Below are 12,547 nucleotides of genomic sequence, written 5' to 3'. Positions count from 1 at the left end.
GCAATAAAAGCGCTACTAGTTATGAAACACTACACTTTTTTATTTATAATACTTTTAATGTATTGTGCTAGTATAGTTTCTCAAGAAGAATTTACCCGAGCTACTTTCAAGGAAGAAGATGTTAGTGAATTTATTACATCAAAATTCTTCATGTTTAATGGGAATAAAGAAACAGGCGATGGTACAGTAATAATTTCTTTTACAATTAATGAAAAAGGTGAAGTAATAGATGTTGTTCCTGAAATTAATAGCAGTAAAACCAATGGATTAAACGCTATGTTGGCAGTGCAAAAAACGGATGGTTTATGGAACCCAACTTTAATTCATGGAAAAGAAGCAAGTTATACCTATAAAATTAAATTTCACTTTATAAATAAGAAGGGTACATTTAATGATGATTATAGTAAAGCAAAGCGATTAAATGAAAAGGGAAAATATGAAAAAGCTTTAAAAATGTACAATAAATTTGTTGAAAAATATAAAGATGAGGCTAGGTTTTATTTTGAAAGGGCAGCAATTAAAAAGGTCTTGGGAGATGATAAAGGAGCCGAATTTGATTTAAAAAAGTTTAACGAATTAGATAAGATTTTTTTAGCACATATAAAGGTCGGTTTTTTTGGTGTTGAGCGTAGAAGAATGATGTATAAAAAAATAAGAGTCAGAAATGAATTAACAAGACCTTTAACTGATAGGGAGCTTAAAAAGGCAATAAAGAATTAATAAAAATGATTAATAATGACGACTGTTGATGATTTACTAAACATCTTAACCTTAAAAAAGGTAGGCAATAATGAATATAATGGTATAAGTAAAACCGTTGGGAGTCCAAATGTGTTTGGAGGTCAGGTTTTGGCGCAAGCAATAAATGCAGCTTGTAGAACGATTACTAATGGTAGAATATTACACTCTATGCATTCTTATTTTTTGGAAGCTGGAAATTTAGAGTTGCCCATAACTTATAATGTTAGTATTGTTAGAGATGGTGGAAGCTTCTCAGTACGTAGAGTAACAGCACATCAAAAAGAAACAACTATATTTATTTTATCAGCTTCATTTCATAAAAAAGAAGAGGGTTATAATCATCAAATAGAAATGAATAATACTATTAAACAACCAGAAGAGTTGTTGAGTTGGACAGATATGTTAGAGCAGTTTGGCGAAGTAATCCCTCCAAGAACCAAAGAGTTTTTGCAGGTTGACAGACCTGTAGAGTTTAAACCTGTTGAGGTTGTTAACCCTTTTAATAAAGAAGATTTACCACCATTCACGAATGTGTGGTTTAAATTAAAAGGAAATCCAACACAACTAGATTTAGCAGTAAAGCAACAAATACTTACCTATATTTCCGATTATAATATTTTAGCAGCAGCTATGAATCGTCATGCCAGTAAAGCTCATTGGGGAAATACACAAACAGCAAGTTTAGACCACTCGATGTGGTATTTTAGAGACTTTGATTTTGATGATTGGTTACTATATTCTATTGAATCACCTAACACATCTAATGCTAGAGGATTTGCAAAAGGCAATATTTTTTCTAGAGAAGGAAAATTAATTGCTTCAGTAGCTCAAGAAGGATTAATGAGACCAATACATAAATAATGAAACATTACGATGTTATTATAGTTGGTGGTGGAGCCGCAGGTTTTTTTGCAGCTATCAATATTGCTGAACAAAACCCTAAATTAAAAGTTACCATTCTTGAACGCGGAAAAGAAGGTTTGCATAAAGTTAGAGTTTCAGGTGGTGGTCGATGCAATGTCACACATGCCGAGTTTATTCCTTCAGAGTTAGTACTCAATTATCCTCGTGGAGAAAAAGAATTGTTGGGACCTTTTCATCAATTCATGACAGGTGATACTATAGAGTGGTTTGAAAAGCGTGGCGTAGAATTAAAAATTGAGGAAGATGGACGTATGTTTCCTATTACAGATTCTTCTCAAACCATTATAGATTGCTTCTTAAATGAAGCAAAAAAGCATCAAGTAGAAGTTTTATATAATCATTCGGTAAAGTCAATTCAAAAAGAAGAAAACTATTGGCAATTAGAAACGTCTCAAGGAAATTTTTTTTCTAAAAAATTATTAATTGCAACAGGAAGCAATACTAAGATTTGGCAATTACTTGAAGGATTAGGTCACACTATTTTGCAACCTGTTCCATCACTTTTTACATTCGATATTAAGGATGAGCGCATTAAAGATATTCCTGGTGTAGTCGCTCAAAATGTTGAGGTTAAAGTCCTAGAAACTAATCTTTGGAGCGAAGGTCCTTTGCTAATTACACATGTTGGAATGAGCGCGCCTTCAATTTTAAAGCTGTCTGCATTTGGAGCGATAGAGCTAGCTAAACGCAATTATAAATTCAAAATAGAAGTCAATTTTATAAGACAATCACTTGAAGATTGTTTAGATAATTTGAAAGAGTTTAAACAGGAATTTGCAAAGAAAACAGTTTATAAATCTACACAGTTTGAGCTGCCAAAGCGCCTATGGCAAAAACTGGTTTTAGCTTCCAATATGAATCGAGAAACTCGTTGGGCAGATTTAAACAAAGGGCAATTAGAAAATTTAGCTTCGCAACTTACTCAAGCTGTTTTTAGTGTAGATGGAAAAAGTACTTTTAAAGAAGAGTTTGTAACAGCTGGAGGAGTGAATTTAAAAGAAATCAATTTTAGAACCTTTGAGAGTAAATTACATAACAATTTATATTTTGCTGGAGAGGTTATTAATATCGATGCTATAACTGGAGGTTTTAACTTTCAAAATGCTTGGACAGGAGCTTATATTGCAGCCAAAGCCATGTCAAAATGAGTACATACATTGCGCTTTTAAAAGGAATTAATGTTGGAGGGCATAAAAAAGTGCCAATGGCAGAGTTGCGTGAATTGTTTTCTCAATCTGGATTTAAAAATGTACGCACCTATATTCAAAGCGGTAATGTGATTTTACAATCTTCAGAAAAAAGTAATCTAAAAATTGAAAAAACAGTTAAGGAGGCTATTACAAATTATTTTGGATTTGAAGTGTCTGTTTTAGTTAAAACCAGACAAGATTTACAACGTATTTTTAATAATTCTCCATTTTCAGAAGACGAAAAAAAGGCTAGTTACTTTATAATGTTGCACAATACTCCAGATAAAGAGTTAGTAAAAATTACTTCAGAAAAGATTTACGAAGGAGAAGCGTATCAAATTATTGAAGATTTTATTTATTATTATTCGGCGAATGGTTTTGGTCAGTCAAAATTTGATGCCAAATTTTTTGAACGAAAACTCAACACATATGCCACAGCAAGAAATTACAACACAATGTTAAAGTTGTTATCTTTGTCAGTAGATTAATAAATAATGGCAGAGAAAGACTTTATATTAAAAAATTATAATAAAAATTTTGTAGGAGATAAATACTCTTGGTCTTCACCTAGTAATATAGCTCTAGTAAAATATTGGGGAAAAAAGAAACAGCAAATTCCAGCAAATCCTTCCATTAGTTTTACACTTGACGCATGTAAGACAACTACAACTTTAACATGTTCGAAAAAAGAAAATAATACTGACTTTTCTTTTGAAATATTCCTAGATGGAGAAAAAAAGGATGATTTTAAACCAAAAATCCAAACTTTTTTAGAGCGAATTGAAGTATATGTACCTTTTTTAAGAGACTATCATTTTGTAATAGATACAAAAAACACATTCCCCCACAGTTCAGGTATTGCATCTTCGGCATCAGGAATGAGTGCATTGTCACTTTGTTTAATGAGTATGGAAAAAGCGTTAAACCCTGAAATATCTGACGAGTTTTTCAACCAAAAGGCATCATTTTTAGCGCGATTAGGTTCTGGTAGTGCTTGCAGAAGTATTGAGGGTGATTTAATAGTTTGGGGGAATCATAAAGAGATTCCTAATAGTTCCGATTTATTTGGTGTAAAATATCCTTTTGAAGTTCACGAGAATTTTAAAAACTATCATGATACGATTTTGTTGGTTGATAAAGGCGAAAAGCAAGTAAGTAGTACAGTAGGCCATAACTTAATGCATAACCATCCTTTTGCTGAACAGCGTTTTGCACAAGCTCATGAAAATCTCTCTAAGTTGGTAAGCATATTTAAAGAAGGAGATTTAAAATCGTTTATTAAAATTGTTGAAAGCGAGGCTCTAACGCTCCATGGAATGATGATGACAAGTATGCCATATTTTATTTTAATGAAGCCTAATACACTTGAAATAATCAATAAAATTTGGCGTTTTAGACAAGACACAGGTTTGCATATTTGCTTTACTTTAGATGCAGGAGCAAACGTACATATTTTATATCCAGAAAAGGAGGCGAAAGAGATTTATGAATTCATTAATAATGAGTTAGTTGTGTATTGCCAAAATGGTCATTATATTTGTGACAGAATTGGCTTTGGTGCTAAAAAAATTAGTTAGATTTGTATAAATGTTTAAAAATATTACTATATTGTTAAACAAAATAGTATAACACTTATGAAAGGACCCTTATTTTATTCAAAAATATTACTCTTTGGAGAGTACGGAATCATTAAAGATTCTAAGGGACTTTCTATTCCTTATAGTTTCTACAATGGTGCATTGAAGAAAGACGATAACCCATCAGAACATGCAATTATTTCTAATAAAAACCTAAAATCATTTGTCAACTATTTAGAAACCATAGATGTTGATTTAGTGTCTTTTGATTTTAAATCGCTTAAAGCCGATGTGAATTCTGGAATGTATTTTGATTCCTCAATTCCACAAGGATATGGTGTTGGTAGTAGTGGTGCTTTAGTAGCAGCTATTTACGATAAATACGCTCAAGATAAAATAACGGTTTTAGAGAACTTAACTCGTGAAAAGCTATTAAAATTAAAGACTATATTTTCTGAAATGGAATCTTTTTTCCATGGAAAATCTTCTGGTCTAGATCCTTTAAATAGTTATTTAAGTATTCCAATTCTTATCAACTCCAAAGATAATATTGAAGCCACTGGAATTCCATCACAGCAAAGTAATGGAAAAGGAGCTGTGTTTTTATTAGATAGTGGCATTATTGGAGAAACAGCACCAATGGTTGGTATTTTTATGGAAAACATGAAGCAAGAAGGTTTCCGAAAAATGCTTAAAGATCAATTTATAAAACATACAGATGCTTGTGTTGAAGACTTCTTGAAAGGCGATATTAAATCGTTATTTAGTAATACAAAGCAACTATCTAAAGTCGTATTGAACCATTTTAAACCTATGATTCCTAAACAATTTCATGAGTTATGGAAAAAGGGACTTGAAACCAACGACTATTATTTAAAACTCTGTGGTTCTGGAGGAGGAGGTTATATTTTAGGTTTCACTGAAGACTTTGATAAAGCCCAAAAATCATTATCCGATTATAAATTAGAAGTAGTCTATAACTTCTAAATACCTTCATATGTTTTCTAGACAACAAAAACACGTTTTACTGAAGTTTTTCAGTATGTTTTCTGTCGTTAGAGGTTACAATGTACTCATCGTTATTATAGCACAGTATTTATCAGCAATATATATACTTGCTCACGACAAACCAATAAAATCTGTCGTTTTCGATTTGAATTTACTTATGATTATTCTCGCCTCAGCAACAACTATTGCAAGTGGTTATATTATTAATAATTTTTACGATTCAGAGAAAGACCTAATCAATCGTCCTCAAAAATCTATGTTAGACAGATTGGTAAGTCAAAACACCAAACTAGTGTTTTATTTTGTGTTGAATTTTATCGCAGTCATTTTTGCAAGTTATGTGTCATTTAGGGCAGTTATTTTCTTTTCGTTTTACATTTTTGGTATCTGGTTTTATTCGCACAAACTAAAGAAAATGCCAATTATTGGTAATGTAACATCAGCAATACTAACTATTACACCCTTTTTTGCAGTATTTATTTATTATAAGAATTTTGAATCTGTCATTTTTGTACATGCCATGTTTTTGTTTTTAATTTTGTCTATGAGAGAACTCACTAAAGACCTCGAAAATATTAAAGGCGATTTAGCACTAGGTTATAAGACCATACCAATAGTTTATGGTGAGAAGACGTCTAAAGTAATGCTTACCATTTTAGCTATATTAACACTTATTCCAGCTTATTTACTAATTTACAATTTTCAAGTAGGACGCATGACGTATTTCTTTTATTTAAGTGTAGTGTTACTTTTAATTTTTCTAATTTTAGTATGGAAATCAAACAGCAAATCACATTATTTATTATTGCATAACATATTGAAATTTATAATTGTTGCTGGCGTATTTAGCATAGTATTAATTGACATAAATGTTGTTTTAAACCGAATTTTATAATGGAGAACACCTTAAAGATAGCCATGGCTCAAATTGCACCTGTATGGTTAAACAAGCAAGAAACTATTAAAAAAGTAGAGCAGTCAATTAATGATGCTGCTAAAGAGCAATGTGAGCTAATAGTATTTGGTGAAGGTTTAATTCCTGGGTATCCATTTTGGTTAGCGTTAACAGGAGGCGCCGAATGGGATAAAAAAGTTAATAAAGAATTACACAGACATTATGTTGCTAATTCTATTACCATCGAAAATGGCGATTTAGATAGTATTTGCCAATTAGCAAAAGAACATAAAATGGCGATTTACTTAGGTGTAATTGAACGTCCGTTAGATAGAGGAGGACATAGTGTGTATGCCTCGTTAGTGTATATCAATCAAAAAGGAGAGATAAAATCGGTACATAGAAAACTACAGCCAACTTACGATGAACGTTTAACATGGTCACCTGGAGATGGCAATGGTTTGCAGGTACACCCTCTTAAACAATTTACCGTTGGAGGATTAAACTGTTGGGAAAACTGGATGCCATTACCAAGAGCAGCGCTCTATGGCTTAGGTGAAAACTTGCATATCGCAGTATGGCCTGGAAGCGACCATAACACTAAAGATATTACGCGTTTTATAGCACGAGAATCACGTTCATACGTGGTGTCTGTGTCTAGTTTAATGAGTAAAAGTGATTTTCCACGAGCCACTCCTCATTTAAATCAAATACTTCAAAATGCTCCTGAAACCTTAGCTAATGGTGGTAGTTGTATTGCAGGACCAGATGGCGAATGGATTATGGAACCTGTACTAGAAAAAGAAGGGTTAATTATGCAAACCATTGACTTTAATCGTGTCTATGAAGAGCGTCAAAACTTTGATCCTGTTGGGCATTATTCACGTCCTGATGTTACAAAACTAAGTGTGAATAGAGAGCGTCAATCTACCGTAGATTTTAATAGTTAATGCAAACTATTGTAGTATCTTTGCAAAAATTTTAAGCAATGGCTAAACAGCGAGATAATAAAAGAAAAGGAAAACCTTCTGGACGTGGTGCAAATCACACACGTAAGGAAAGTTATGCAAGAGGAAATGCTCCAATAAAGAAAAAGCCTCAACAAAAAAGCACGCCTAATCCTAACGAAATTAGATTAAATAAATACATTGCTAATTCAGGCATGTGTTCACGTCGTGAAGCCGATGAGCATATAGCTATTGGTTTGGTAACTGTAAACGGTAAAGTAATTACCGAAATGGGTTATAAGGTAAAACTGGATGATGAAGTTCGTTATGATGGTGCGCGTATTAGCCCTGAGAAAAAAGCATATGTACTATTAAATAAACCCAAAGGTTTTGCTACTACTACCAGTGAAGGTAAAGGTAGAACAGTAATGGATTTAGTGGCCAACGCAACCACTTCGCGTATAAAACCAATAGGACGATTAGGTAGAAATTCTACGGGATTATTATTATTTACTAATGATGATGCTGTGCATAATAAATTTACCAACTCTAAAAATGGAGTGGCAAGATTATTTCATGTCGAGTTGGATAAAAACTTAAAATACGAAGACCTTAAGCAAATAAAAGAAGGGTTTAAAATAGCTGGAAAAGAAATTGCTGTTGAAGATATAAGCTATATTGATGGTGCTCCTAAAAGAGAAATAGGGTTAAAAATTAAAAACACTGGAAACACCATTATTAGAACCATTTTTGAACACTTTAAATACGACATTATTAAAGTGGATTGTGTCATGATAGCTGAACTTACTAAAAAAGATATTCCTCGTGGTCACTGGAAACACCTAACCGAGCTAGAAGTTAATAACTTGAAGATGCTTTAAGGTTTTTTAGTTTTGTTTAACGTTTATATGCAAAACAACATTTATGTCAAAATATTAGATAGAGCAAGTTAAATGTTGTATTTTTGCATCACAATAAAAGATACCTATAGAGTTTTAAGGTAGTATATAGTACAATTAGTTTTACGAGTTTTTCTCTTCTTTCCAATTTTATTTTACAATTACTTTTTCAATAGTGTTTTAAATTATATGAATTGTTTTCAATTTCATTAATAATTTTTTAGTATGCTTTTCTTAATTAGGATGTTCTTTATTGTGAAAATAACAATTAATAATTTATAAAATTAAGTAAAGATGCAAGAAGGCACAGTAAAATTTTTTGACAATATCAAGGGATTTGGATTTATTAAATCATCAGAAACAGGTGAAGATATTTTCGTACATAATTCTGGTTTAACAGATGAAATTAGAGAAGATGACAAAGTTCAGTATAACACTGAGCAAGGTAGAAAAGGTTTAAACGCAATAAACGTTGAAGTTATAAGTTAAACCCTAAAAATAATGTTTGTCTTATAAAGAAATGCATTATGTATAAAAAAAGACCGTTTTTTCAAACGGTCTTTTTTTATAATTTAAAATCTCCTTTTTGTTGAAAAGGAGATTTTAGTAGAGGGTTTTCAAAGGCAACAAAAAAAATCACAAAAAAGTATTGCGTATTAAAAAATAAATTACATTTGCTACGCATTTAGCTGAACAAATTGAAACCTGTTTCTATGTTCGGGCTTTTGAAAATTAGGAAGTCATATTCAAAAGCAGCTTATAGGATAAGCGACCGAATTTTAAAGCTAACTTCCGTTACTCCAATCGCTGCTAGTCAGCATATGTATGGTTTTGTGCCAACAACACAAAATCCACTTCAGGTTTGATATATCATCATTATTATTTCCGTTTTTTTTGAAACGTAGCGTTTCTTATTTCAATTTTTAATTAATCACGTTTTTTAAACTAATAATGAATACTAAATATATTGATCTAATCAATCAAACATTCGATTTTCCACAAGATGAATTTAAACTTGCGGAACACAAACTACGCTTTCATAATGTTAACCTAATGCAATTGGTTGAACAGTATGGAGCACCTTTAAAATTCACGTATTTACCACAAATATCAAATAATATTCAACGAGCAAAACAATGGTTTACTGCTGCTATTGAAAAGTATGACTATAAAGGTAAATACAACTATTGCTATTGTACTAAAAGTTCGCATTTTAAGCATGTGTTGCATGAAGCGTTAAAAAATGATATCCATATTGAAACCTCTTCGGCTTTTGATATTGATATCGTTGAAAATCTAAAGCGTGAAGGTAAAATTGACAATAATACCTATATTATTAGCAACGGTTTTAAGCGCGCGCAATATGTTACTAATATTGCAAGACTTATTAATGAAGGACATAAAAACTGTATTCCAATCATTGATAATTATGAGGAAATCGATTTGTTATCACAAGAAATCAATGGCAACTTCAATATAGGAATACGAATAGCATCTGAAGAAGAACCAAAATTTGAATTCTATACGTCTCGCTTAGGAATTGGCTACAAAAACATCGTACCTTTTTACAAAAATCAAATTCAAAATAATGAAAAAGTTGAACTTAAAATGCTTCACTTTTTCATTAATACAGGAATTCGAGATAATGCATACTATTGGAACGAATTATTAAAATGTTTAAAGGTTTATACGAGCTTAAAAAAGATTTGTCCAAGTTTAGATAGCTTAAATATTGGAGGAGGATTTCCAATTAAAAACTCATTAGCATTCGATTTTGATTACGAATATCTTGTAGATGAAATTGTAAATCAAATCAATATTACTTGTGAAGAAGAAGGTGTTGAAGTGCCAAATATTTTTACAGAGTTTGGAAGTTTTACAGTAGGTGAAAGTGGTGGCGCGATTTACGAAGTGCTATACCAAAAGCAACAAAACGACCGTGAAAAATGGAACATGATTAACTCGTCGTTTATCACAACACTTCCTGATACTTGGGCTATTAATAAGCGCTTTATTATGTTGCCTATAAACCGTTGGAATGATAGTTACGAGCGTGTGTTACTTGGTGGTTTAACCTGCGATAGCGACGATTATTATAATAGTGAGCAACATATGAATGCTATTTATTTGCCAAAGTATAATAAAGAAAAACCATTGTATATAGGCTTTTTTAATACAGGAGCTTATCAAGAAACCATTGGAGGTTTTGGAGGGTTGCAACACTGCTTAATTCCAACACCAAAGCATGTTTTAATTAACAAAGATGCTGAAGGAAATATAACGACTGAGCTTTTTTGTGAGCAACAAAAAAGCGAAGACTTACTTAAAATTTTGGGTTACGATCCAAAACCTGATATTAACACAACACAAACAATAAACAAAAATGCTAACATAGTGTTAGCTGATAAATAAAAAAATGAAAACTAAAACTTATGCTGGAATTCCGGCAGAACTTGCAAAATTAGAGCAAGCAAAAATTGTATTAATTCCTGTGCCTTACGATGGTACAAGCACATGGCAAAAAGGAGCCGATAAAGGTCCTGAAGCATTTTTAAATGCGTCTGAAAACATGGAGCTTTACGACATTGAAACAGATACCGAAGTGTATAAACAAGGTATATATCTTGCTGATGCAGTAACTGAAAATAGCTCGCCAGAAGCTATGGTTGATGCAGTACACCAAACCACAAAGAAGTATATTAAAAAGAACAAATTTGTGACCATTTTTGGCGGCGAGCACTCTGTTTCTATTGGTACTATTAGAGCTTTTAACGAAATGTTTCCAGATTTAACTGTATTACAACTTGATGCACATGCCGATTTACGTGAAAGCTATGAAGGTTCTACCTGCAATCACGCTTGTGCTGTATATGAAGCAAGCCAAACTACTAACTTAATTCAAGTGGGAATTCGTTCTATGGATGCTATTGAAAAAACAGTTATGGATGAGGAAAAAACCTATTTTGCTCATGACATGGTAACAGACGATACTTGGATGGACTCTGCTATTGACCAAATGACAGATAATGTATTTATCACCATTGATTTAGATGCGTTTGATCCATCAATTTTACCAAGTACAGGAACACCAGAACCAGGAGGTTTGTTATGGTATGAAACTCTTGAGTTCTTAAAACAAGTGTTTGAAGAAAAAAATGTAGTTGGTTTTGATATAGTAGAGCTTTGTCCTAATGCAAAAGAAAAATCATCTGATTTTCTGGCGGCGAAACTATATTATAAAATGTTAAGTTATAAGTTCCAAAATGAAGATGCTGATGATGATTATGATAATTCATTTGAAAGTACTTACGTAAATAAAAATAACACACTAAAATTTGTTGAAGATGACGACTACTAAAGGCCCAATTTCGCAATTTATAGAAAAACATTATTTGCACTTTAACGCTGCTGCTTTAGTTGATGCAGCAAAAGGTTACGAGGCACAATTAGAGTCTGGTTCAAAAATGCTAGTATCATTAGCAGGTGCTATGAGTACTGCAGAACTTGGTAAAAGTTTTGCTGAAATGATTCGTCAAGACAAAGTACACATTATTTCATGTACAGGAGCTAACCTAGAGGAAGACATCATGAATTTGGTAGCACATTCGCATTATAAACGCGTACCTAACTATCGCGATTTAACACCTCAAGAAGAGTGGGAATTATTGGAAAAAGGATTAAATAGAGTAACCGATACGTGTATTCCAGAAGAAGAAGCTTTCCGAAGATTACAAGAACATATTTATAAAATATGGAAAGATGCTGAAGCTAATGGCGAACGCTATTTACCACACGAATATATGTACAAAATGTTGTTGTCTGGAGTGCTTGAGCAATATTATGAAATCGACTTAAAAGATTCTTGGATGTATGCTGCTGCAGAGAAAAACTTATCCATTGTATGTCCAGGTTGGGAAGACAGTACTATGGGGAATATTTTTGCAAGCTATGTGCTTAAAGGCGAACTCAAAGCTAGCACTATGAAATCTGGAATTGAATACATGACTTTTTTAGCCAATTGGTACACAGATAATTCTAAAAAAGGCATTGGTTTTTTTCAAATAGGAGGCGGAATTGCAGGTGATTTCCCTATTTGTGTCGTGCCAATGTTATATCAAGATATGGAACGTACAGACACACCATTCTGGAGTTATTTTTGCCAAATAAGTGATTCAACTACTAGCTATGGTTCGTATTCTGGAGCTGTGCCAAACGAGAAAATTACTTGGGGAAAATTAGATATTGATACACCAAAATTTATTATTGAAAGTGATGCAACGATAGTTGCACCTTTAATTTTTGCATATCTTTTGGATTTGTAAGGTTATTGTTGTTAAATTTACAAGAAACCTCAAATAGAGCATAA

At 32.3% G+C, this 12,547-nt stretch carries 13 protein-coding genes; all 13 read left to right on the top strand.

The window, feature by feature from the left end:
- Window positions 1-21 precede the first annotated feature (21 nt).
- Window positions 22-720 (top strand): energy transducer TonB, encoded by a 699-nt coding sequence (locus E5167_RS01005; RefSeq protein ID WP_136840125.1) that lies wholly within the window; start codon window positions 22-24, stop codon window positions 718-720.
- 15 nt (window positions 721-735) lie between these two features.
- Window positions 736-1,602 carry an acyl-CoA thioesterase gene (locus E5167_RS01000; RefSeq protein WP_136840123.1) on the top strand — a complete coding sequence of 289 codons (867 nt, stop codon included), beginning with the start codon at window positions 736-738 and terminating at the stop codon, window positions 1,600-1,602.
- Entirely contained in the window at window positions 1,602-2,813 is a 1,212-nt protein-coding gene (locus E5167_RS00995; protein ID WP_136840121.1) for a BaiN/RdsA family NAD(P)/FAD-dependent oxidoreductase, read from the top strand. Before E5167_RS01000 ends, E5167_RS00995 begins: the two co-directional genes overlap by 1 nt.
- Window positions 2,810-3,343: a DUF1697 domain-containing protein gene (locus E5167_RS00990; RefSeq protein WP_136840119.1), complete on the top strand. Its 534-nt coding sequence runs from the start codon at window positions 2,810-2,812 to the stop codon at window positions 3,341-3,343. The genes E5167_RS00995 and E5167_RS00990 overlap by 4 nt, the downstream gene beginning before the upstream one ends.
- A 6-nt stretch (window positions 3,344-3,349) precedes the next feature.
- Window positions 3,350-4,432 carry a diphosphomevalonate/mevalonate 3,5-bisphosphate decarboxylase family protein gene (locus E5167_RS00985; RefSeq protein ID WP_136840117.1) on the top strand — a complete coding sequence of 361 codons (1,083 nt, stop codon included), beginning with the start codon at window positions 3,350-3,352 and terminating at the stop codon, window positions 4,430-4,432.
- A gap of 57 nt (window positions 4,433-4,489) precedes the next feature.
- A complete protein-coding gene (locus tag E5167_RS00980; RefSeq protein ID WP_136840115.1) occupies window positions 4,490-5,419 on the top strand; it encodes a mevalonate kinase family protein in 930 nt (309 codons plus the stop codon).
- Window positions 5,420-5,429: 10 nt separating this feature from the next.
- Entirely contained in the window at window positions 5,430-6,335 is a 906-nt protein-coding gene (locus E5167_RS00975; protein WP_136840113.1) for a geranylgeranylglycerol-phosphate geranylgeranyltransferase, read from the top strand.
- A complete protein-coding gene (locus E5167_RS00970; RefSeq protein WP_136840111.1) occupies window positions 6,335-7,285 on the top strand; it encodes a carbon-nitrogen hydrolase family protein in 951 nt (316 codons plus the stop codon). The genes E5167_RS00975 and E5167_RS00970 overlap by 1 nt, the downstream gene beginning before the upstream one ends.
- A gap of 38 nt (window positions 7,286-7,323) precedes the next feature.
- Window positions 7,324-8,163, top strand: a complete 840-nt coding sequence (locus tag E5167_RS00965) for a pseudouridine synthase (protein ID WP_136840109.1) — start codon at window positions 7,324-7,326, stop codon at window positions 8,161-8,163.
- Window positions 8,164-8,475: 312 nt separating this feature from the next.
- Window positions 8,476-8,670 (top strand): cold-shock protein, encoded by a 195-nt coding sequence (locus tag E5167_RS00960; RefSeq protein WP_136840107.1) that lies wholly within the window; start codon window positions 8,476-8,478, stop codon window positions 8,668-8,670.
- A gap of 462 nt (window positions 8,671-9,132) precedes the next feature.
- On the top strand, window positions 9,133-10,593 hold the full coding sequence (locus E5167_RS00955) for an arginine decarboxylase (RefSeq protein WP_136840105.1): 1,461 nt from the start codon (window positions 9,133-9,135) through the stop codon (window positions 10,591-10,593).
- A gap of 4 nt (window positions 10,594-10,597) precedes the next feature.
- Entirely contained in the window at window positions 10,598-11,539 is a 942-nt protein-coding gene (gene speB, locus E5167_RS00950) for an agmatinase (protein WP_136840103.1), read from the top strand.
- Entirely contained in the window at window positions 11,526-12,503 is a 978-nt protein-coding gene (locus E5167_RS00945) for a deoxyhypusine synthase family protein (RefSeq protein ID WP_136840101.1), read from the top strand. Before speB ends, E5167_RS00945 begins: the two co-directional genes overlap by 14 nt.
- Window positions 12,504-12,547: the final 44 nt, after the last annotated feature.

Source organism: Pontimicrobium aquaticum (assembly GCF_005047595.1).
In the GTDB taxonomy this organism is placed as follows: Bacteria; Bacteroidota; Bacteroidia; order Flavobacteriales; family Flavobacteriaceae; genus Pontimicrobium; species Pontimicrobium aquaticum.
This window is presented reverse-complemented; position numbering and strand designations above follow the sequence as displayed.